General features: G+C 48.7%; 21 protein-coding genes. 10 read left to right on the top strand and 11 right to left on the bottom strand.

Annotated features, from left to right (window positions below; genetic code table 11):
* Positions 1-327: 327 nt before the first annotated feature.
* The gene (locus OXG10_00930) at positions 328-576 is read right to left on the bottom strand and encodes a hypothetical protein (GenBank protein ID MCY3825937.1); all 249 of its coding nucleotides are present in this window, start codon (positions 574-576) and stop codon (positions 328-330) included.
* A gap of 349 nt (positions 577-925) precedes the next feature.
* Between OXG10_00930 and OXG10_00925 the strand changes: the two genes are divergently transcribed.
* Together OXG10_00925 and OXG10_00920 are read left to right on the top strand one after the other, a co-directional pair.
* Entirely contained in the window at positions 926-1489 is a 564-nt protein-coding gene (locus OXG10_00925; protein ID MCY3825936.1) for a hypothetical protein, read from the top strand.
* Positions 1480-1992 carry a hypothetical protein gene (locus tag OXG10_00920; GenBank protein MCY3825935.1) on the top strand — a complete coding sequence of 171 codons (513 nt, stop codon included), beginning with the start codon at positions 1480-1482 and terminating at the stop codon, positions 1990-1992. The genes OXG10_00925 and OXG10_00920 overlap by 10 nt, the downstream gene beginning before the upstream one ends.
* 42 nt (positions 1993-2034) lie before the next feature.
* Here the strand turns inward: OXG10_00920 and lysS are convergent, their stop codons facing one another.
* From lysS to OXG10_00875, 9 genes are all read right to left on the bottom strand, one after another.
* The gene (gene lysS, locus OXG10_00915) at positions 2035-3495 is read right to left on the bottom strand and encodes a lysine--tRNA ligase (protein MCY3825934.1); all 1461 of its coding nucleotides are present in this window, start codon (positions 3493-3495) and stop codon (positions 2035-2037) included.
* A gap of 43 nt (positions 3496-3538) precedes the next feature.
* Positions 3539-4819, bottom strand: coding sequence for a dihydroorotase (locus tag OXG10_00910; GenBank protein MCY3825933.1), 1281 nt, complete (start codon positions 4817-4819; stop codon positions 3539-3541).
* Positions 4820-5746 (bottom strand): aspartate carbamoyltransferase catalytic subunit, encoded by a 927-nt coding sequence (locus OXG10_00905; protein ID MCY3825932.1) that lies wholly within the window; start codon positions 5744-5746, stop codon positions 4820-4822. It abuts the gene before it with no gap.
* Complete coding sequence (pyrR, locus tag OXG10_00900; protein ID MCY3825931.1) at positions 5736-6278, bottom strand: bifunctional pyr operon transcriptional regulator/uracil phosphoribosyltransferase PyrR; 543 nt, start codon at positions 6276-6278, stop codon at positions 5736-5738. Before pyrR ends, OXG10_00905 begins: the two co-directional genes overlap by 11 nt.
* A 126-nt stretch (positions 6279-6404) precedes the next feature.
* Positions 6405-7355, bottom strand: coding sequence for a signal peptidase I (gene lepB, locus OXG10_00895; protein ID MCY3825930.1), 951 nt, complete (start codon positions 7353-7355; stop codon positions 6405-6407).
* A 33-nt stretch (positions 7356-7388) separates the two neighbouring features.
* Positions 7389-9569: a bifunctional (p)ppGpp synthetase/guanosine-3',5'-bis(diphosphate) 3'-pyrophosphohydrolase gene (locus tag OXG10_00890; protein ID MCY3825929.1), complete on the bottom strand. Its 2181-nt coding sequence runs from the start codon at positions 9567-9569 to the stop codon at positions 7389-7391.
* Between the two features lie 15 nt (positions 9570-9584).
* The gene (gene gmk, locus OXG10_00885) at positions 9585-10226 is read right to left on the bottom strand and encodes a guanylate kinase (GenBank protein ID MCY3825928.1); all 642 of its coding nucleotides are present in this window, start codon (positions 10224-10226) and stop codon (positions 9585-9587) included.
* A gap of 101 nt (positions 10227-10327) precedes the next feature.
* Positions 10328-12535, bottom strand: coding sequence for a catalase/peroxidase HPI (gene katG / locus OXG10_00880; GenBank protein ID MCY3825927.1), 2208 nt, complete (start codon positions 12533-12535; stop codon positions 10328-10330).
* A 155-nt stretch (positions 12536-12690) separates the two neighbouring features.
* Positions 12691-13362, bottom strand: a complete 672-nt coding sequence (locus OXG10_00875; GenBank protein ID MCY3825926.1) for an HAD family phosphatase — start codon at positions 13360-13362, stop codon at positions 12691-12693.
* A 101-nt stretch (positions 13363-13463) separates the two neighbouring features.
* On the opposite strand from OXG10_00875, the gene OXG10_00870 reads away from it, so the two are divergent.
* The 5 genes from OXG10_00870 to OXG10_00850 all read left to right on the top strand — a co-directional run bounded on the left by OXG10_00870 (position 13464) and on the right by OXG10_00850 (position 17650).
* On the top strand, positions 13464-13799 hold the full coding sequence (locus tag OXG10_00870) for an arsenosugar biosynthesis-associated peroxidase-like protein (protein MCY3825925.1): 336 nt from the start codon (positions 13464-13466) through the stop codon (positions 13797-13799).
* A gap of 63 nt (positions 13800-13862) precedes the next feature.
* The gene (gene arsS, locus OXG10_00865) at positions 13863-14864 is read left to right on the top strand and encodes an arsenosugar biosynthesis radical SAM protein ArsS (GenBank protein MCY3825924.1); all 1002 of its coding nucleotides are present in this window, start codon (positions 13863-13865) and stop codon (positions 14862-14864) included.
* A gap of 73 nt (positions 14865-14937) precedes the next feature.
* Positions 14938-16167: a transposase gene (locus OXG10_00860; protein ID MCY3825923.1), complete on the top strand. Its 1230-nt coding sequence runs from the start codon at positions 14938-14940 to the stop codon at positions 16165-16167.
* Positions 16168-16184: 17 nt separating this feature from the next.
* Positions 16185-16898, top strand: a complete 714-nt coding sequence (locus OXG10_00855) for a TIGR04282 family arsenosugar biosynthesis glycosyltransferase (protein ID MCY3825922.1) — start codon at positions 16185-16187, stop codon at positions 16896-16898.
* Entirely contained in the window at positions 16895-17650 is a 756-nt protein-coding gene (locus tag OXG10_00850) for a sulfite exporter TauE/SafE family protein (protein MCY3825921.1), read from the top strand. Before OXG10_00855 ends, OXG10_00850 begins: the two co-directional genes overlap by 4 nt.
* 123 nt (positions 17651-17773) lie before the next feature.
* Here OXG10_00850 and OXG10_00845 read toward each other — a convergent pair whose 3' ends face one another.
* Positions 17774-18604 (bottom strand): SAM-dependent methyltransferase, encoded by an 831-nt coding sequence (locus OXG10_00845; protein ID MCY3825920.1) that lies wholly within the window; start codon positions 18602-18604, stop codon positions 17774-17776.
* A gap of 386 nt (positions 18605-18990) precedes the next feature.
* On the opposite strand from OXG10_00845, the gene OXG10_00840 reads away from it, so the two are divergent.
* The 3 genes from OXG10_00840 to OXG10_00830 all read left to right on the top strand — a co-directional run bounded on the left by OXG10_00840 (position 18991) and on the right by OXG10_00830 (position 21338).
* A complete protein-coding gene (locus OXG10_00840) occupies positions 18991-19206 on the top strand; it encodes a zinc ribbon domain-containing protein (protein ID MCY3825919.1) in 216 nt (71 codons plus the stop codon).
* Positions 19207-19290: 84 nt separating this feature from the next.
* A complete protein-coding gene (locus OXG10_00835; protein MCY3825918.1) occupies positions 19291-20580 on the top strand; it encodes a malate dehydrogenase in 1290 nt (429 codons plus the stop codon).
* A 56-nt stretch (positions 20581-20636) separates the two neighbouring features.
* The gene (locus OXG10_00830; GenBank protein ID MCY3825917.1) at positions 20637-21338 is read left to right on the top strand and encodes an HAD family phosphatase; all 702 of its coding nucleotides are present in this window, start codon (positions 20637-20639) and stop codon (positions 21336-21338) included.
* The last annotated feature ends 104 nt before the right edge of the window (positions 21339-21442 follow it).

Here is a 21442-nt window from a genome sequence, read left to right as displayed (position 1 = left end):
CCTGAAATTAAGTGAACACCGGCAAACCTACCATAGGTAGTAAACTGCAAAGAGGGAACGTGAATCTGAGCAAGATGCAAATTAAGCTCCGACCTTCCATGAACTCCAGATATACTTATTCGGTCGAAAACAGGGAGCTGTAACTCATCAGCAAGAGTTGAATCAATACAACTCTCACCTGCGCCAGCATCCACCAAGGCGGGCCAGAGTCTTTCCGGTAAATTGGGAGGAGACACACCATTTGGAGAATAATTCGGATCGAAACCGATTCCTACTCCTAGAGTAGGACCAAGCTGCACCAAGAGATTTTGTTCTCTGAACCCGCAATCAACCGACGACATTATCTGTGTGGTATAGTACGGAAGCGGGAAGTGTTATGGGTGATGCACCGACTTTCCGTATAAGATAAGGACCTCGACCGAAACGTTTTACAGCGTCTTCAGCTGCCAACTCAAAAGAGTCGTATGTTCCAGCAAGTTCCTTGTTGTAAACAATGACCCACTTTCCAAAGTGATCAATTTCCAAGTCATTGCGCATTTTTTCGTAAACAGCAATTTCCTCTTTCAGCTTAGCCACTGCTCCCTCTCCTGATCAATAAATATCAATAGTATTTGAACAAAGTCAATTGCCACCAGTAGGAACAAGAGCCCATTTTCAGTTAATACATAGCATCATGAAAAAGAGACCCGCAAGGACAATTAGCTTGGATTCGAGTTGTTAAGTTGTATCCCAAAACAGGCTACCTTACACCTTCCTTTTCTGTTATAATTTCAATCGCTAGCAGTTGGAACAGTCCGCTTGTCGGGCTTTCCGTTAAATAAAACACCCCTCTGGGGGAAATAGGCGGAGCGTCTGAAACTGTTCTGACTGCTAGCAGAGCCCGACGCCTACGTGTGTCGGAGATCAGAAAGTTTAGGAGGGCATTATGAGAGTTGTTCTGTCTCTTTTCACAGTTTTGTTTTTTGTCGTTGGTTGCGGGGGAGGTGGTGGGAATGACACTCCAAGTGACCGACGACCCACAGCCAGAACTGCAACGGGTCAATTTAAAGATACCAACGTTGCGGGGCTGAGCTATGTCTCAGGAAGACAGAGTGGAGTTACCGATTCAGAGGGAAGGTTTACCTACGAAGTTGGAGAAACCGTTATGTTCTCAGTCGGAGCTGTAACATTAGGAGAAGCCAAAGATAAATCGGTTGTTACCCCTGTAGACCTGGTTGAGCAAGGCAGTTCAAGTTCCAAGCCGGTAGTGAACATGGCACGTCTTCTTACTTCTTTGGACCAGGACGCAGAACTATCCAACGGTATAACCATTTCGCAGGATGTTCAGACGCGGGCGAAAGACTGGACATTGGAAATCAATTCCGATGATTTTGACCAACAACTGGAAAGCATAAGATCTGATTTAGAGGAAGAATATGAAAGTTTTTCTGATTTTTCAGATGAGACAACCGCCAGAGATCATTTGGAAGCCACAATTCGGTGTTCCTAACTGAGCAGGAGGATTATATTACACTTACAGGCACAAGATCCATCAGCTATGACCAGAATGCCGCATTCGCAAGCGGAAGTACGGATCAAGGAACAGAGTGCAACGGCCGCTTTACTTCTGTGGATACAGTTGAAGGTCAATGGAGATATCCTCTTGATCCAAGCATCAGTGGCAGCTTCTCCGGCAGGAGAATCGGTGGTGGTCAATATGCGGTATACCGTGCTACTGGGAATTGGCGAAGTGATGGTTCTGACGAGTATGGAGTCTTCACTTTTGACATTAATGATTCGGGCAGGATAACAGGATTTGCGTATAACATTGCTTATAACATATCTGCAGATCTGAGTGGCACTCTTTCCGGAACTGTCCTGTCAGCTACTACAAGCGATGGGACAAGGGTTACCGGAACGTTAGACCGAGAAACCGGTGACCTAAGAGGCAGGTTCGATAACCCGGCAGGGTTCTCGGGCACGTTTCAAGGAAACGGATGCCAACTCAACTAGAAGCGACCAACAAAGCAAAGTCGTCAGCACATTTGAGCTATTCTAAGGTCTGAGGTGGGGGAAGAAAATGACTTCTCTTATGGAAGAGGAGTTGGTAAGTAGCATCACCAGACGGTCGATTCCTATACCGGCTCCGGCCGTCGGGGGCATTCCGTACTCAAGGGCCGACACGTAATCGTTATCCATTTCGTGATATTCATCCTCGCCCTTTTTTTTCATTTCGACCTGGTCCGTGAACCGTTTTTTCTGATCAATCGGGTCGTTAAGCTCAGAAAAAGCGTTGGCTATCTCCCTTCCGTAGATGTAAAGCTCGAATCTGTCAACCACTTCAGGATCATCATCGTTTTTTCTGGCAAGCGGGGAGACATCAAGCGGGAAACCGTAAACAAAAGTCGGGTTAAGGAGAGTATCCTCGAAAAGCGCCTCGAAAATCTCCGTGAGAGCCTTCCCCTTAATCCCGTTATGGCTTATTCCCATGGAATCCGCTTTTGCAAAGAGAAACTGGTCATCTTCAGTTATTTCGGAACCAAATTTCTCTCGTAGGGCCTCATAAATGTTAATTCTTCTCCAAGGTCTCTTGCAATCTATCTTCTTATCTTCGTACTCAACCAGCATGTCTCCTACCGTATTTTCCACCACGTAGCAGACAAGCTCTTCTATGAGGTTCATAAGGTCTTCATAAGTTGCGTAAGCCTGATAGAACTCAATCATGGTGAATTCCGGGTTGTGCTTGGTGGACACTCCCTCATTTCTGAACGTTCTTCCAAGTTCATAAACTCTCTCAAGTCCCCCAACGACAAGTCGTTTCAGATAAAGCTCAGGCGCTATTCTCAGATAAAGGTCCATATCAAGGGCATTATGATGAGTAATAAAGGGTTTTGCGGTTGCGCCTCCGGCAATCGGGTGAAGCACTGGGGTCTCCACTTCAAGGAAATCCCTTTCGTCAAGAAACCTTCTTATCAGGTTTATCACCTTTGACCTTGCCTTGAAAATCTCCCTGGTTCTCTGGTTAGCAATCAGATCCAAGTAGCGCTGGCGGTATCTTATCTCCACATCCTGAAGACCGTGCCATTTTTCAGGAAGCGGCCTCAGGGCCTTTGTGAGGAAAAAAAGCTCCCGGATCCTTATTGTAAGCTCTCCGGTCTTGGTTTTAAAAAGCTCTCCGCGGACACCGGCAAAATCTCCCACGTCAATCAGCTTGCGAAACAACGTAAAGGTTTTCTCGTCAATGGAGTTTTTCTGTATAAATCCCTGAATCCGCCCCGTGCGGTCCGACAGATGAAAAAAAGCACTTTTTCCGAAGTCCCTCTTTGAAACGATTCTTCCAGCCAAGCTGAAGAGCCCTTCCATCTGTTCAAGTTCTTCAGGAGACTTCGAAGCATGCAGGGAGAGCAGTTCTCCGGCGGTATGCTCCGGTGTAAAACTGTTTGCATAAGGGTCAATGCCCATTGCCCTTAGCTCTTCTAGCTTTGATTTTCTTAGTTCAAACTGCTTGTCTTCCATTGCGTTGGAATCTCTTTTCCGTTGGCTATCGCAAGAATAAAACCTAGCTGCGACTGAAAACGACCTTCCCCGAAACTATCGTATTGCTTACCACTCCTTTGAGTTCCCACCCGGAAAACGGAGTGTTTCCACTCTTTGAGAAAAACTCCTCAGGGTTTACCGTACGGCTCATGCCGGGATCGAACACCACAAGATCGGCGATTGAGCCGGGAACAAGCGTCCCTCTTTCTATGCCTACTATTTCTGAAGGAGCAACAGTAAGCTTTTTTATCATCTCCTCAAGAGTAATGATTCCTTTTTCCACCAGTTCAAGCGAAAGTGAGAGAGCAGTCTCAAGACCAACTATGCCGAAAGGTGCTAAGTCAAATTCAACGTTTTTCTCATCCTGACTGTGAGGGGCATGATCCGTGGCTATCACATCAATTGTTCCATCGGCAATGCCTTCCAGTATAGCATCCACGTCTTCCTGGGTCCTGAGCGGCGGATTCATCTTGGCATCGGTGTTGTAACCATATACCAACTTGTCCGTAAGAGTGAAATGGTGAGGAGTCGCCTCCGCCGTAACCTTCGCGCCTCTTTTTTTCGCTGCCCGCACAAGCCTTACCGAACCCTTGGTGGAAACATGGCAGATGTGAAGAGGAGTGCCAGTGAGCTCGCAGAGAATTATGTCCCTGACTACCCCAACCTCCTCAGAAGCGGCGGGAATTCCCCGAAGGCCAAGTTCGGTTGAAACGAAACCCTCGTTCATAACGCCGCCCGCGGAAAGCCCGGTGTCTTCGGCATGCGTGATAACCGGAATCCCAAAGGGCTTTACATACTCCATGGCCTTTCGCATAAGTCCCGAGTCAGTGACCGGCATCCCGTCATCGGAAATGCCCACGCACCCGGCTTCGCACATCTCGCCTATGTCTGCAAGTTCCTTTCCTTTCTCCCCCTTGGTTATCGCTCCTATGGGAAACACATTGACTATGCCTTCAGTTCTGGCTTTTAAGAGTATGTACTCTGTCACCGAGGCATTGTCGTTTATGGGATTTGTGTTGGGCATACACACTATGGAGGTAAAGCCACCCGCGGCGGCGGCAAGACAACCCGTCTTTATCGTCTCCTTGTGTTCGTAGCCCGGTTCTCTTAGGTGTACGTGAATATCCACGAATCCGGGGGCCACGATCTGCCCGCTGGCGTCTATTACTGTGTCTGACTTGCGCGGGGTGTCTATACGCTCTGATATTTCCCTCACCCTGTCTTTCTGGACATATATGTCCGAGACCATGTCGAGAGACTGTGAAGGGTCAATAACGCGGCCGTTTTTAATGAGCACTCCCATCTATAAGCTCTCTCCCAAGGCAACAAGATATATCATGGCCATTCTCACGGCAATTCCGTTTGCCACCTGCTCAAGTATAACGGCCCCCGGGTCATCAGCTATCTCCGAAGTAAGCTCAACCCCCCGGTTAATCGGACCCGGATGCATCACTATCACGTCTTGTTTCGCAAGCCTGAGTTTCTCTCTGGTAAGTCCGTAAAGCCCCGAGTATTCCCTCAACGAGGGGAAGTATTCAAGGGTCTTCCGCTCGCTCTGAACCCTCAGCATTATCACCACATCCACATTCTCAAGAGCATGTTCAAGCGAATAAAAGATCTCCGCCCCCATATCCCTGAAATATTCGGGAACTATGGTTGCCGGCCCGACTATCCTAACTCTCGCTCCGAGTTTGCGGAGGCCGAATATATTGGATCTGGCCACCCTGCTGTTGAGAATATCCCCAACGATAAGCACATCAAGGTCTTCGATTCTTCCTTTTTTCTCCCTTATGGTGAAAATATCAATAAGGGCCTGGCTAGGATGCTCGTGGGAGCCGTCCCCGGCACTTATTACCGAGGCGTTTATCTCGCGGGCCAGGACAAAGGGCGCACCGGACATTCCATGCCTTATAACCATTATGCTCGCGCCCATGGCCTCGAAATTTCTGGCAGTGTCCAAAAGGCTCTCCCCTTTTACAACGCTGCTTTGCGAAGCGGAAAAATTGAGAACATCGGCACTGAGTCTTTTCTCAGCGATTTCAAATGACGATCGGGTCCTGGTACTGGGTTCGAAAAAGAGATTCACTACGGTTCTTCCCTTAAGAGTCGGAACCTTCTTTACGTCCCTGGTGGAAATCTCCTTCATCGACTCCGCGGTGTCGAGAATAATCTTAATTTCCTCGGCCGAGAGTTCTCCAAGACCCAGTATGTGCTTCTTCTCAAACGCCATTTTTTCTGATTATCTCGATTTCCTCCCTGCCGTCCACTTCTTCCAGGTAAACGTTGACCATTTCGTCGTCCAGCGTTTCGATGCTGATTCCCGCATAGTCGGGCTGCACGGGGAGTTCCCTTCCTCCCCTGTCCACGAGCACCGCTAGCTTGACCGAGGCCGGCCTTCCATAATCCATGATTGAATTTATTGCGGCCCGCACAGTACGGCCAGTGTAGAGGACATCGTCAACAAGTATTATGTTTTTCCCCTGTACGTCGTTGGGGATACTGGTTTTGCGCAGTCGCGGCCAGTTTTTTCTATTCTCGAAATCATCCCTGTAGAGAGTAATATCGATCGTTCCAAAGGTAACATCCTTTCCAGTCCGCTCGCTTATACGCTCAACGAGCCTCTTGCCCAGATATTCCCCTCTTGTCTTTATCCCTATGACAATAAGGCTGCTTAGTCTCTCGGGCGGTATGTCGTCTATGATCCCGGAGAAAAAACTTTCGGCCCTGTCCTCAATCGGTTGTGTTTTTTTCTTAGTCTCCATAATCCGCAAAGAGGATACACCGTAGAGCGGTTATTGAAAACAGGTTTTTCGCGCAGAGGGAATTGCCCGTAATGGTGACCGCTGAAAATGCCTCAACACCGTTTTTCCAGAAAACAATCGGCAAGCTCATTCTATTCCCGAAAAAATTCTATTCCATCTTACCTTATCCGCGAAACCCGGGTTAGAGAGATTCCACGACCAGTGAATCATAAATGCCTTGCCGTAAACATTTTCCACCGGCACGAATCCCCAGAATCTGCTATCGTAACTGTTGTCCCTGTTATCGCCCATGACGAAAATCCTGCCCTTGGGAACAACAAGGGGAAAGCTCATTTTTCCGCTTGTCGTGGAACTGTTCCCCTTTTTATATATAACGCTGAAATTTTTCCCGGAGAGCGACTGCTCGTACCTGTCGGCAACAGAAAAGAATTTCTGGTCCGGATACTCGTAGTTCCCGGTGTAGGTCTGCTCCACGGCTCTGCCGTTTATAAGGACGTCCCTTCCGCTTATGTCTATTTCATCCCCGGCAATGCCCACGGCTCTTTTTACGTAGAAAGCCCCTTTACCGGGCATGGGGAAATCTGTCGTATTATCCCCGCTGAGTTTGAAGACTATGATGTCGCCGCGGTCAATTTCGGAGAAAGGAAAAAACATCTTGTTGGTAAAAGGAATTCTTGTTCCGTAGACAAACTTGTTTATCAATATATGATCACCCACAAGAAGCGTCGGAAGCATTGAACCTGAAGGAATCTTGAAAGGCTGAAACACGAAGGCTCTTATCGCCAGAGCGAGAGCCACCGCTATCACTATAGCTTCTGCGTTCTGTCGCAGAGCGGATTTGCCGTAGGACCTGAGGTTGTCTTCAAAGAAAATCCGAAGGGCTTTCCTTGACGCCCTTATCTCGTGAAGGGAACCCCTTTCTATCGCCTCTTCACAGGCAAGTATCCTTGCTTCGGCGTGATCAGCTTCCCTGGGAGCCATGAATCTCCCCTTTTTCCGGATGATGCCTCTTACAGCACGCGCAAGCTTTCTTGAACTTCTTATGGCGAGCTTTTTTTTGACCCAGGCTATGATCATGGCAAAAATGTCCGAATGCACGCGAATGCCGTTTTAGTTCAGGTCATTCGGCTGGTGGTGTGAGGTTTCCGTTAATCTCTCAACCGAGATCACTCCCCCAAGATTCTTAAGCGATTCAATGAGTTTTTCAAGTTGCTTGATATTCTCCACCGCTACCTCGAACCTCGCATCTCCCTGTCCAGTCTCATCTTCGCTCACATCGGCGCTGACAATGTCGACATTGAGTCCCGAAACCGTGCTTGTCAGTTCAGAGAGGATACCTTTTCTGTTCTCGCACCTAACCGAAAGACCAATTGGTATCCGCCCCGAATACTCGTCGTTCCAGGCAACCTCTATTCTCCTTTCAGGGTCTACCTCAAGCAACTTGGGGCAATTGTAGACATGCACGGTTATCCCTCTGCCTCTGGTTATGAAGCCTATTATCTGCTCCCCGGGAACCGGGTTGCAGCACTTGCCGAACTTTATGAGTATGTTGTCATATCTCCTGACGAGCACGGCGTCTTTGTACTCGTCCTTGGACATCCTGTTCACTATGCTTTTTATTCTTTCGCTTTTCTCGGTGCCTTCGGCGAATTTCCTGGGATGCATCTCCTTGAGAAGATCGTTTACCGCGGCATTGCCGAATCCGACCGCCCTGTAAAAATCCTTTATTCCCGAGAATTGAAGCTTCGCCAGAGATTCCTCAAACTTTTTCTTCTCTCGCAAGTGGCGCAGGTTAAACCCTTTCGCCGCAAGTTTCCTGTGAGTTATTGCCTCTCCAATCTGCTCGGCATTGCGGTTTTCCTCCTGCCTCAGCCAGCTCCTTATTCTGTTTTTAGCCTTTGAGGTAACGACAAAATCAAGCCACTGCCTGTTAGGAGCCCTGTTCTTGGAAGTCACCACTTCCACCATGTCTCCAGTTTGAAGCTTGTAGTTAAGAGGAACAAGTTTATGGTCAACAAAAGCCTGGGAGCAGTGATTGCCTATGTCGGTGTGAATTGAATATGCAAAGTCAACCGGAGTTGCACCCACGGGAAACTCAAGGAGGTCCGCATTGGGAGTGTAAACGTACACAACATCCAGTATTAGCTCTCCTTTTATGGCTTCTATGTACTCCGTCGAGTCCTTTATGTCTTTTAACTCGACGAGATGACGGAGATTTGAGTAGATCTTGTCGTTCCCGTTCTCAATAGAATTTCCCTCTTTGTACCTCCAGTGAGCGGCAACACCGTATTCCGCGATTCGGTGCATCCGCTCAGTTCGTATCTGGATCTCCATCTGTTCTCCGAAGGGCCCTATCACGGCAGTATGAATGGACTGGTAGTTGTTGGCCTTCGGAAGGGCTATGTAGTCTTTTATTCTCCCCGGAATCGGTTTCCACAAGGAATGCACCGCTCCCAGGACCTGGTAGCATTCGTTTTCACTCGCAGTAACGATCCGGAAACCCAGTATGTCATAAATATTGCGCAGGCTTATATTGCCCTTCTTCATCTTGCTGTAAATACCGTATAAATGCTTGAATCTCCACGAGACATCTCCGCGAATTTCAAATTCTTTCATCTTGGCGTTGATGAGCGAGACGATTTCAGTCGTGTACTTTTCCCAATCTTTTTTCTTTGCAGACACGGTTTGGCTAATACGCTCGTATTCACCCGGCTCAGAGAACTTAAACGCCAGATCCTCCAGCTCAACCGATATCCAGTTCATTCCGAGGCGGTGAGCAAGCGGCGCGTAAATTTCCATGGTTTCAACAGCAATCCTTTTCTGCTTTTCCTCAGGCAGATACTGGAGCGTTCTCATGTTGTGCAGCCTGTCGGCGAGTTTTATCAGCACAACCCTTATGTCTTCAGCCGTGGCGAGTATCAGCTTGCGGAAGCTTTCGGCCTGTTTTTCCACATCGGAGACATGGGGAAGACGGCTTATTTTCGTGGTAGCGTCGACGAGAAAAGCTATCTCGCTTCCGAAATTCCGTTCGATTTCCTCGCGAGTCGCAAGAGTGTCCTCTATCGTGTCGTGAAGAAGCCCGGTAACTATGGAGGGGACGTCAAGTTTCAAGTTCGCGAGTATGGAAGAAACCTCAAGGGGGTGACTCAGGTACGGTTCCCCGGAAACTCTTTTCTGACCGGAGTGAACCTTGGCCGAATACACGTAGGCTTTTTTTATGAAGTCAAGATCTTCGTTCTCGATATCCGAGTAGGAAGCAACCTTGTCAATGATGTCGTTTAGCCTGATCACAGCAGCGCAAACACCTCACTTAAGGCCGAATCTCCTAAGAAAAACGGGGCCGTACACATTTTCCGTCTTCGAGTCCCGAGTAGCGGCGAGCATCCGCTGGCGGGAATCTTCGCTATCCCCTCGTCTTTGCGAAAGGATGACGGCCTCAATTCTCCTAGCCGCAATATCCGCCTCATCATTAATTATAATATAATCATAGCACTTCGAGCAGGCCACTTCCTCCTTGACAATTCCGAGACGAGTGGAGATGTCCCCCTCTTCCTCCGATTTTCTGTCTCTTAGTCTTTGCTCGAGAACCTCTAGAGACGGCGGGACAACAAATATGAAGACTGCATCGTCAAACACGCCCCTCAGCCTTTTTGCCCCCTGAACATCTATGTCCAGAATGACGTCAACACCCGTTTTGATCCATTTTTCTATTTCAGCCTTCGGCGTGCCGTAAAAATTTCCGTGCACCTCAGCCCACTCGGCAAAGAAACCCTGTTTGATCATGCTCTGGAATTCTTCTCCAGAAACAAACTCGTAGTGCTCCCCGCGGACCTCTCCCGCACGCATTGATCTTGTTGTGTAGGAAATAGAGAAACGGAGGTTCTCCACGTTTGACAGAACACGGGTGACAATCGTTGTTTTTCCGCTTCCCGACGGACCGGAGATCACAAACAACTTCCCACTCATGATATCAAATTATAAATGCAAAAACCTCGATATTAAAACGGCACTTGTCGCCCTGCAATTTTTGATATTCCCCTGATTCGGAATCAGGAAATATCAAAACGATCAAGATTCATAACCTTGGTCCAGGCAGCAACAAAATCCCGCACAAAAGCTTCCTCCGAATCATCACACGCGTGAACCTCCGCAAGCGCCCGCAACTGTGAGTTGGACCCGAAAATGAGATCAACTTCGGTAGCGGTCCATCTAATCTCGCCAGTCGCTCTGTCGCGGCCTTCATAGACCCCTTCAGAATCAGCAGAACGCCCCCATTCAGTCGACATATCAAGCAGGTTAACAAAGAAATCATTGCTCAGGGTCCCGACCCTGTCTGTAAACAGTCCATGCTGCGAACCTCCGGCGTTTGCACCGAGTGCCCGCATGCCGCCGAGCAGCACAGTCATCTCAGGCGCGGTAAGCGTCAGCAGGTGCGCCTTGTCAACCAGAAGCCCCACCGGCGACTGCTGCCGACCGCCGGCCGCAATATAATTGCGAAAGCCGTCTGCTTTCGGTTCAAGCACGTCAAAGGCGGCCGCATCTGTCTGCTCTTCAGTGGCGTCCGTGCGGCCAGGCGTAAAGGGAAGATTCACCGAATACCCCGCGGCTTCCGCCGCCTTTTCGACTGCGGCACAGCCGCCGAGCACTATAAGATCCGCAAGCGAAACGGATTTTCCGTTTGTCTGCGCATTGTTAAAACGCTCCCCAACGGCCATCAGTGAAGACAACGTCTTGCTGAGTTCTTCGGGGTCGTTGGCATCCCAGCCCTTCTGGGGAGAAAGTCTGATACGCGCACCGTTGGCGCCTCCTCTGCGGTCGGTGCCCCTGAAAGTGGAAGCTGAAGCCCATGCCGCCCGAACCAGTTCCTGAATCGAAAGTCCCTGGTCAAGCATCTCTTTTTTCAGAAACGCGATGTCCTCTGCCTCAACAAGTTCATGATCAACAGCTGGCACCGGGTCCTGCCAGATTTGAGACTCGTCCGGAACCAGTGGTCCGAGGCAGCAAGGGTAAGGACCCATATCGCGATGGGTAAGCTTGTACCACGCCTTTGCAAACGCCTCTGCCAATTCATCCGGATTTTCGTGAAAGCGGCGCGAGATCGGTTGATACACAGGATCCATGCGTAGCGAGAGATCAGTGGTCGCCATTATCGTTGGAACCCATTTTCCGGATCCGTCTGATTCGGGGGCAAGATCCTTGTCATCCACATCCTTTGCCGTCCACTGCCAGGCGCCCGCAGGACTCTTGGTAAGTTCCCACTCATAACCGAAAAGCATGTCGAAAAAGCCGTTGTCCCACGTCGTCGGATTGGACGTCCATGCGCCCTCAAGACCGCTTGTTATGGCGTCAGGGCCGTGTCCGCTCGCATGCTTGTTCGTCCATCCGAGACCCTGCTCCTCAATGTCGGCAGCCTCTGGCTCGGGACCAACGCAGGCCGCGTCTCCGGCACCATGACACTTGCCGAATGTGTGTCCGCCTGCAATCAGGGCGACAGTTTCTTCATCGTCCATAGCCATGCGCCCGAAGGTTTCGCGGATATCGTGCGCCGCGGCAAGCGGGTCAGGCTTGGCGTTGGGTCCTTCGGGATTGACGTAGATAAGTCCCATCTGCACGGCGCCAAAAGGATTGTGAAGTTCGCGATCGCCGCTGTAACGTTCATCTCCCAGCCATTCGGTCTCGGGGCCCCAGTAGATGTCCTCTTCCGGCTCCCATGCGTCCTCGCGCCCGCCGGCAAAACCGAACGTCTTAAACCCCATGGACTCAAGAGCGCAGTTGCCAGCGAAAATCATAAGATCCGCCCAGGAGATTTTGCGGCCGTATTTCTTCTTTATCGGCCATAGAAGCCTGCGGGCCTTGTCGAGATTCGCATTGTCGGGCCAGCTATTGAGAGGCGCAAACCGCTGCGTACCGGATCGTGCTCCGCCGCGTCCGTCGTGAATTCGGTAGGTTCCCGCGCTGTGCCAGGCCATACGGATAAAAAGCGGCCCGTAATGACCGTAGTCCGCGGGCCACCAGTCCTGGCTGTCCGTCATAAGCGCGTAGAGATCCTGTCTCACCGCTTCAAGATCAAGGGTCTGGAACTCCGCCGCGTAGTCAAACTTCTCGCCCATAGGGTCCACAAGAGAAGAGTTCTGGTGAAGGATTTTCAGATTGAGCTGATTCGGCCACCAGTTCTGGTTAGCTATGCTGCCAGTCAACTTCGAACGGGTTGTGCCGTGGTTTACCGGGCACTTTCCGGTGTCTTGATTTTTATCCATATTTTCTCTCCAAAATTAACACGTCGGGATGTATATGAACGCATGGAGACGCAGTGAACTCAATACCGGGTGTGCCCCACGCACTCGGGCAGAAAATATACCACTACCGCCATACAGGCTCAAGTTGGCGTATCGATATTAAAACAGATCCCTGTTTAGAACATCTCGGGGAAATCGTCAATGATCTCGGAAAAGCTTTCCGTAACCTGGTCGGCAAGCCCAAGTTCGTCACCGGAACACGAGTTAGAAATACCGACGCATCTCATCCCGGCCCTTTTGGCCGCTAAAACACCGTGGGGAGAATCTTCAAACACAACACACTGGGCGGCCGTTATGGTGCCGTCGTAATCTCTTCTGAGCCTCTCAAGACATTTAAGGTAGACCTCGGGGGACGGCTTTGGGTTTTCCGTATTATCGGCTCCTATTATAAAACCGAAAAACTCTGAAAGATTTTTGCTCCTCAGTATGAGATTGATTTCTTCGGTTAACGCACCGGAACCTATCGCCACATGAAATTTGCCCCGGATGGCCTCGAGGAACTCGACGACCCCCGGGAAAATTCTTATGCCCTCCCCCATCATTTCTTCAAAACGGATGCCTTTTTCTCTGACAAGCCGGGCAATCTCCTGTTCCGTGCAACGCTGTCCGTTATCCTCAAGAAACCTCCTGAAAAAGCTTTTGTCATCGCAGGCAAGGTACCGCAAGTAATAGTCGGTGGTCGAGAGCTTTAATCCGAGAGTTTCCACAGTTCTCTGAAAGGCTCTGAGGTGCAGGGGCTCGCTGTCGACTATAACCCCGTCAAAATCGAATATGACCGCTTTTATCATTCCGTTTCCCCGATTTGTGAGATATGGTTATGGTATTTTACTGCCGGGAGAAGCCTATACAAAGAGTCTGCGAATAACACACAGACGGGAGAAAAAGAAAGATGGATTACTATAACCCCGAGGATCTCAAGAGATTTCCCGAGATCGGGGAGTTCAGTGAAGACCTCATGGACAAGTTTTTCGAGTACTACAACTCCGCGACCGCCGAGGAAGGGGCGCTTACGAAAAGGGAAAAGGCGCTCATAGCCCTGGCCGTGGCTCATACCGAAAAATGTCCCTACTGCATAGACGCATACACTACGCAGTGCCTTGAGACTGGAGCGGATCCGGAGCAGATGACTGAAGCCGTACATGTCGCCGCCTCAATGTCGGCCGGCATAAAGCTCATCCATGCGATCCAGATGCATAACACGCTGAAAAAAAACCGTGCCCTCTAGAAACACAAACGGGAAGAGAACCTGCCGCGGAACAAGTTAGCGGAAACTCCTGAAGGATACGTCATGATCCAAGAAAAAACGAAGACAGAGAATCATAATTTTTCCCGCAAACTGATCGACCAAGGTCTCGATATCGACCCTATTACGGTTGAAACCCTGCAGGTGAATATAACAAAACTTTGCAACCAGGCCTGCACTCACTGTCACGTGGATGCCTCGCCCTGGAGAAGTGAGCAGATGAGCATTAAGGGCGTAGAAAGATGTCTTGAAATACTTAGTGAAAACGACTGCATCAAAAATCTTGACCTGACCGGAGGAGCTCCGGAGTTAAACCCCCATTTTGACTACTTCGTAAGGGAGGCCAGAAGTCTTGGCAAACACGTAATGGTAAGACACAACCTGACCGTTACTCTCGACGGGAACCCCCGGACGGGAGAGGAAAAAACGTACATACCAAGGTTTTTTGCCGAAAACCGCGTCGAAGTCATATCCTCGCTTCCATATTACAGCAGCTACTTCACGGACAAGCAGAGGGGGAAAGGAGTTTTCGAAAAAAGCATAGAATCCCTAAGAATGCTTAACAGCGAAGGCTACGGGGGCGGAGAACTGAAACTTAACCTGGTATATAACCCCGTTGGGACTTTTCTTCCCCCGGACCAGATGAGCCTTGAAGCGGACTTTAAGGCAAAACTTAAAAAGAACTACGGGATACGGTTCGATAAGCTATACACGCTGACCAATATGCCGATTAACAGGTTTGAGAAGGAACTGAGAAAACAGAACGCCTACGAGGAATACATCGAAAAGCTTGTAAACGCTTTCAATCCTGAAACCGTAAACGGCATAATGTGCCGGAACCTGATCAGCGTAAGCCACGACGGAAAAATCTACGACTGCGACTTTAACCAGATGCTTGAGATGCAGTGCCGAAACGGGAACGGGGGGTTGACCATATTCAACTTCGACCTTCGTCAAGTGATCAACAGAAAGATAAGATTCGGTGTTCACTGTTTCGGATGCACCGCGGGGGCCGGAAGCAGCTGCGGCGGCCAGACGGCATCCTGATTCCGAGGCTTTAGGGAATGCCGCAGGGAATTATATACCCAAGCACCAAGACGATTGAGTATAATATGCTGCAATGACTAAAGAAATGCGCACTGTAGAGTTTGTCGTTCTCCCTATCGCTAGGGCTAAGGCGAAGAAGATGTTTCGTATAGCCGGAGCCTGCCGGTACGTTTGGAACCATTTTCGGGAGAAGAATCTTGCTGACTACCAGGCATTCAGAAACGGTAAGGGGCAGAGACCACAAACCAGTTATTTCAGTCTCGGCTTAGAGTTCACGAAATTGAGGCATGAGACGGAGTGGATGCGGGAACTCCCCGCCAACCCTGTCAAGCATACCCTCAAGTATTTTGCGGACACACTGAAAGGGGCGATGGAGGGCAAAAAGGGATTCCCGAAGCCTAGAAGTAGAAAGAGAACCGCTCCTAGCTTCACGCTTCCCAGTACGGGGCAATTCGGGATAAGGAAACTGAGCAGAAAATATGGACTTCTCCGTATTCAAGGAGTGGGATGGGTAAAGATTACCCGCCGGGGTGGCAATCTCTGGGAGAACGGTACACCGAAGCAGGTAGTGCTTCGCCATGACGGGCACAGATGGAGAGCCTTTGTTTTCTATGAAGTTGAGATGAAAGAAAAGATGGACGATGGAGAGGTTCTCGGAGTTGACATGAACGCACGCCAGATAGCCACTTCAGATGGAGATTTCTACTTCCTGCCGGATTTGGAGAAAAAAGAAAAGCGAAGGAGATGGTATCAGCGAAAGATAGCAAGGCAAACCAAGGGGTCAAACAGGAGGAAGGACACAAAGAAGAAACTTGCTAAGCTAAGCAGAAAGATAGCCAATATCCGCAGGAACTGGATTCACAAGACCACGAAGGAGATTGCGGACAAGTGCGGAACGATAATTGTAGAAGATCTCAAGGTAAAGAACATGACCGCTTCCGCAAAGGGTACTACAGAAAATCCCGGAAAGAACGTCAGGCAGAAGGCTGGGCTTAACAAGGCAATGCTGGATACTGCCTTCGGAGGGCTTAGAAGGAATCTTGAGTATAAGTGCGGGAGACTAATAGAAGTAAATCCCGCGTATACAAGTCAGAAATGCTCCAAATGCGGGTATACAGATAAAGAGAACCGTAAAACCCAAGCACGGTTCCTATGTGTGAGTTGTGGCTACGTGTCCAACGCAGACACGAATGCAGCGATTAACATAAGGCGTCTGGGAATGGCGCGACTGCACGAGGAGGGTTCTGGTATTAACACAGTCCCTGCGAACCGTGAAATTGATACGAGATTATCCTATGGGTAATTCTGTATATAATTTCCATGTCGCAAAAAGACGATAACGCCCTGATCGTTTTTCTTAAATATCCGGAGACAAAAAAAGTAAAGACTCGTCTGGGAAAAGACATAGGGGAACAGAAGGCCGTGGAACTGTATCGTGAAACGGCAAGTTTCGTCGCCGACTCCTTTTCGGGTTCAAAGAACTGGACGACTTTTCTCTTTTATAGTCCCAAGGAAAGGAAAAAAGAAGTTTTTGAGTGGCTGGGAAACAAAGAAACCCTTTTTTTCGCGCAGGGGACAGGTTCTCTCGGACAGAGAATGTCCCGGGCGTTTGAAAAATGTTTTTCCCTAGGATTCAGAAATGTCGTCATCATAGGCACGGACTGCGTGATGATAACCGAAGAAGATGTGGAAACCGCGTTTTCGTTGCTCTCGGGAGGGAAATTTGAGGCGGTCCTGGGTCCGGCAACCGACGGGGGATACTATCTCCTCGGGCTATGCAGGAGAACGGACGCGGTTTTTCAGGATATGCAATGGAGCACTTCCCGCGTATTTAAGGAGACCGAAAGACGGATTAGGGAAAGCGGTCTGCGCCACGCTGTCATGAGAGAACTTTCGGATATTGACGAGGAAAAAGATATAAGCATAAAGGATATAATGACAAGGGACATGAAACTCGCCCGCAGACTGGAGCAAATTCTTTTGAAAGGCCAAAAAATCCGTACTGAGAAAAACGAAGAAAGGAAACCGGCATGAGTTCCGAAATTCTGGATGTGGGAATAGTTGCTTCTTTTTTCGCCGGGGTGATCGCGTTTCTTTCTCCTTGCATTCTTCCGCTTATGCCGGGCTACCTATCGGTAGTAACGCATCTTTCATACGAAGATCTCTCAGACACTCGAAACCTGCCCAAATTCTCAAGGGTGATCGTACCAAGTCTTGTCTTCATCCTGGGATTCTCAACTGTCTTTATCTCCTTGGGCGCATTCTCCTCCCAGCTTGGGGGGATGATCTCTGGCAACAAGACTTTTTTGCTCAGAATAGCCGGAATATTCATAATCCTTTTCGGAATATTCGTAATGGAGATCGTAAAGGTCCCATTTCTTCAGAGAGAACATAAAATCTCCCTTCCGCGGGAAAGGGGAAATCTTCTCGGAACTTATATTCTCGGCTTGGCGTTCGGCTTTGGCTGGACGCCTTGCGTAGGACCTATTCTCGGATCCATACTCCTCTACGCAAGCACAGTGGAAGGAACGCTAAACGCGGTTGGGCTGCTCGCGGTTTACTCACTCGGGATCGGCATACCGTTCATGCTGGTCGGTCTTGCGTTTAACAGCGCCATGAGATCTTTTAGCAGCGTCAGAAGGTATTATCCGTATTATAAGTACGCGATAGGCTCGGGACTTGTAATCATGGGAATAATGATGTTTTCAAACGAGATTCACTACTTAAATATCTACGGTCAGAAAATATTTGACGCAGTGGGAATAGATTTCTGGAAAAGGTTTTAAGGACCTTGCGGCAACACACATAAATAGAGTTTCTGTACGCGCATTGTCTTAGGAACAGTATTTTCTGACCTGCGTCGCGGAGAGAACAGAAACAGCCAAAATCTAGATCGGATACATCTCGGATTACACATCTCCGTAGCTCAGGATTCCGTAGCTGTACACGCCGGCAAAAGCGGCAACGGAATCCACGGCTTCCGGGGCGACTCGTTTCCCGACTTCCAGCAGTTCCTTCGATTCCTCTACCCTCATGCCGTGGCGCTTTTCAAAAACGCTTAGGTCATCAAACCCGGTTACCCAAGTCACGTTGAAAGTTTCTTGAAACATATTAGTTGCCCTAATAACCTCAGGGTTTTCGTAGGTCCTGTTAATGACGCTCAACGGATAGTAGTCAAAAGCGATTTTGAACGAAGCAATTCTGGCACACAAACTGTCAAAGAAACTATGGATCAGTTCAAGGGGAAGATACATGCTATTTCCTTCCCAAAGAAAAAGTATCGGGGAGTTGATGTCAAAGCCCGCCTTGATGAGTTCTTCCGGCAGGTCAACTTCAAGATAGTTGCATGGTATGCTCGGGCATGGCGTAACGCCGTGACTTTCAAGAACCTTGTGCTTGAATTCCAGAAGGGCCGGCTGATCAATGTCGCAGAAACGCACTCCTTCGGTCTGAAAGACCAAGGAACGCATGTCAAACCCGCAGCCGAGTATGACAATCTGTTTTATTCCAGATTGAATCTCGCATCTTGTGATTTCATCCAGTATGCAGAAGCGGTAACGGAGAATTTCAATCGATTCCGGAAGAATTTTTGTTACTCTGTTGATCTTTTCCCTTATTTCGTCCGTAACAAACCAGTGGGCGTACGGGTCGCTGAACACTCGGTGTTCACGGGTTTTTTCCATTTCCCTGTAACAGGCTACGGCAAACGCGGTTGTTCCAACTTCATTTATGTCCGGCATGGCAGATCCATATAAAATTATCGGGATGCGCATTCAGCAGAAACGGCATGCGGGATGCGACTTTTCTGTTATTAAAATATGTCCTATTGCAGAGTTGGCAAGAAAAGATTTTTTCTGAATTTTGCGACAAAACACCCAAAGCAAGCATGAAGTGAGACCAAGCGATACAGAGTTCCTGCAGTCAATTCTTAGGGTGGACATTTTTTTACTGGACATGTTGCTTGGAGAAACCCACAAGCTGTTGCCACTTGATGATAGAAAAAACAGTATGAAAAAACTCAGAAAAAGCTTTTGAAAAATAAAATTGTCATATAGATTTATCTTTTGATGAAAGTCAGGAAGTCCAGTACTTTCTTATATTTGTTACCGCTAAGCTGGAGGTAAAAATGCCTTTATACGAATATGAATGCTCTGATTGTGGAGAAGAATTCGAAGTTCTGGTGCTTGACTCAGACGAAACCATAAAGTGTGTGATTTGCGATTCGGAGAACATTGGAAAACAGTTCTCGACTTTCGGACTTGGCAGCAGCAACGGGAGCCTTGAAATTTCCGAGAGCGAGGATTCAGGAAGCTGCTCGCAATCGTCCTGCGGTTGCTGCTGATTTCCCGGCGTGATTGCACAAAATTTATCTCTGTATATAATTAACGTCTCATTTTAAAACACCCGATGGAGGATCGGTCAAGAAATGTGCGAAGGCGATAAAAAAATGAAGGAAGCCGCTCTTGAATATCATAGAAGCGGTAGAAAAGGAAAACTTGAAGTCCTACCAACAAAGCCCTGCGATACGGCTTGGGAGCTCTCTCTTGCGTACTCTCCTGGAGTCGCCGAGCCCTGCAGGGAAATAGATAAGGACAAGGATCTCTCTTATGAATACACCAACAGAGGAAATCTGGTTGCGGTAGCTTCGAACGGCACCGCAATACTAGGACTCGGAAACTTGGGAGCTCTCGCGGGAAAACCCGTGATGGAAGGAAAAGGGGTGCTTTTCAAGAAGTTCGCAGACGTTGACGCCTACGACATTGAAATAGATACTGATGATCCCGACGAATTCATAAAGACCGTAAAATACCTTGAGCCCACTTTCGGCGGTATTAACCTTGAAGATATAAAAGCCCCTGAATGCTTCTACATAGAAGATAAGCTGAAAGAAGAGATGGACATACCCGTCTTTCACGACGATCAGCACGGGACCGCTATAATATCGGGTGCTGGACTTCTTAACGCCTGTGAGATTACCGGGAAAAAGATGAGCGAGCTCAAAATGGCCTTTAATGGCGCCGGAGCGTCCGCAATCGCATGCGCAGAGTTCTTCATAGCCCTCGGAGCAAAAAGGGAAAACATAATAATGTGCGACAGCAGGGGCGTAATTTACGAGGGAAGAAACGCTGGCCTTAATCCCCAGAAAGAAAGATTTCTTGTCGATACGGACAAAAGAACCATAGGGGATGCGCTGGTCGGGGCCGATGTGTTTGTCGGACTCTCAAATGGCGGAGCCATCAATCAGCAAGACGTCAAGAACATGGCGAAAAATCCCATAATATTCGCCATGGCTAATCCCGACCCCGAGATACTCCCCGTAGAAGCGAAGGAGGCCAGAAGCGACGTAATAACCGCTACGGGCCGGTCCGATTTCGCAAACCAGGTGAATAACGTTTTGGGATTTCCCTTTATTTTCAGAGGAGCGCTTGATGTAAGAGCGACAAAAATAAACGACGAAATGAAAGTTGCTGCAGCATACTCCCTCGCTGCACTCGCAAAAGAACCCGTACCGGATAAAGTGGCCAGAGCCTACGGAGACCAGAAATTTGAGTTCGGTCCGGACTACATAGTCCCGAAACCATTTGATCCCAGGGTTCTGGTATGGGAGTCAGCTGCGGTCGCGCAAGCCGCGATGGAAACCGGCGTTTCCAGAATCCAGATAGATCTTGATGCTTACAAGAAGTCTCTGGAAGACAAGATAAAAGATTTGCTCTAGGAAAAAACCAGCGTTTTGTGAGATTGTCTCAATCCTCCGGATAACTGCCTTCTGCAATGCGGAAGGCAGTTATCCAACACTTATCCGGTCCATTGATAAAAGCAGTCATATTTGATATGGATGGAGTCATAATAGACAGCGAACCCCTCTGGGAGAAAAGCGAGTCTATTATGCTCAAGCAAAAGGGGTTTGCGGGCAATGAAGATTACAGAAAGGAATACAGAAAGAAGATAATGGGTCTTAATCAGAAGGACTCCGTAAAACTTCTAAAAGAAACTTTTGACCTTGATGAATCCCCAGAGGAAATTCTTCGGACCCGTCTTAATATCCTTCTCGAACTTTACGAAAAGGAACTCAAACTCGTCGATGGGATTCCCGAGATCCTTGAAACTCTAAGCGCGGAGAGACACATAAAAGCGGCTCTCGCTTCGGGCTCCCCGATGAAAGTAATAGAGTTTGTTCTCAAAAAATTCTCTCTTTCGGACATTTTCAGAATAAAAGTTTCGGGAGACTGCGTGGAAAGAGGAAAACCTCATCCCGACATATACCTTGAAACCGCAAGACGTCTCGGGGTCAGTCCTGAAGAATGCGTTGCGATTGAAGATTCCATAAACGGCATTGTGTCAGCAAAAGAGGCCGGCATGCGTTGTATCGCAGTGCCCGACCCGAGAATAGCTCCAGAAGATTACCCTCAGGCCGATATCTTCAGAAAAAGTGTTTCGGAAATCCGCCTTGAAGACATAAAGAGCTTTGTTTAAACTGAACTTCCAGTATAAGGGATGAGCTAACTTTCTGTTTTCACTGGACAAATCAATTTTTCCGTTGTTCCCCGCTGGGGACACTACTGCAATTTTACCCCCAG

This window comes from Candidatus Dadabacteria bacterium, assembly GCA_026706695.1.
Classification (GTDB): Bacteria; Desulfobacterota_D; UBA1144; order Nemesobacterales; family Nemesobacteraceae; genus Nemesobacter.
The sequence above is the reverse complement of the archived record's forward strand: the minus strand, read 5'-3'. Positions and strand labels throughout refer to the sequence as shown.

Coding starts and splice junctions, on each gene's coding strand:
- OXG10_00910 (MCY3825933.1), bottom strand. CDS start 4,819: ATGGGAGTGCTCATTAAAAACGGCCGCGTTATTGACCCTTCACAGTCT.
- OXG10_00875 (MCY3825926.1), bottom strand. CDS start 13,362: ATGATAAAAGCGGTCATATTCGATTTTGACGGGGTTATAGTCGACAGC.
- OXG10_00840 (MCY3825919.1), top strand. CDS start 18,991: ATGCCTTTATACGAATATGAATGCTCTGATTGTGGAGAAGAATTCGAA.
- OXG10_00830 (MCY3825917.1), top strand. CDS start 20,637: ATGCGGAAGGCAGTTATCCAACACTTATCCGGTCCATTGATAAAAGCA.
- OXG10_00925 (MCY3825936.1), top strand. CDS start 926: ATGAGAGTTGTTCTGTCTCTTTTCACAGTTTTGTTTTTTGTCGTTGGT.
- OXG10_00905 (MCY3825932.1), bottom strand. CDS start 5,746: ATGGCGTTTGAGAAGAAGCACATACTGGGTCTTGGAGAACTCTCGGCC.
- pyrR (MCY3825931.1), bottom strand. CDS start 6,278: ATGGAGACTAAGAAAAAAACACAACCGATTGAGGACAGGGCCGAAAGT.
- arsS (MCY3825924.1), top strand. CDS start 13,863: ATGATCCAAGAAAAAACGAAGACAGAGAATCATAATTTTTCCCGCAAA.
- OXG10_00845 (MCY3825920.1), bottom strand. CDS start 18,604: ATGCCGGACATAAATGAAGTTGGAACAACCGCGTTTGCCGTAGCCTGT.
- katG (MCY3825927.1), bottom strand. CDS start 12,535: ATGGATAAAAATCAAGACACCGGAAAGTGCCCGGTAAACCACGGCACA.
- OXG10_00835 (MCY3825918.1), top strand. CDS start 19,291: ATGTGCGAAGGCGATAAAAAAATGAAGGAAGCCGCTCTTGAATATCAT.
- lepB (MCY3825930.1), bottom strand. CDS start 7,355: ATGATCATAGCCTGGGTCAAAAAAAAGCTCGCCATAAGAAGTTCAAGA.
- OXG10_00860 (MCY3825923.1), top strand. CDS start 14,938: ATGACTAAAGAAATGCGCACTGTAGAGTTTGTCGTTCTCCCTATCGCT.
- OXG10_00870 (MCY3825925.1), top strand. CDS start 13,464: ATGGATTACTATAACCCCGAGGATCTCAAGAGATTTCCCGAGATCGGG.
- OXG10_00850 (MCY3825921.1), top strand. CDS start 16,895: ATGAGTTCCGAAATTCTGGATGTGGGAATAGTTGCTTCTTTTTTCGCC.
- lysS (MCY3825934.1), bottom strand. CDS start 3,495: ATGGAAGACAAGCAGTTTGAACTAAGAAAATCAAAGCTAGAAGAGCTA.
- OXG10_00855 (MCY3825922.1), top strand. CDS start 16,185: ATGTCGCAAAAAGACGATAACGCCCTGATCGTTTTTCTTAAATATCCG.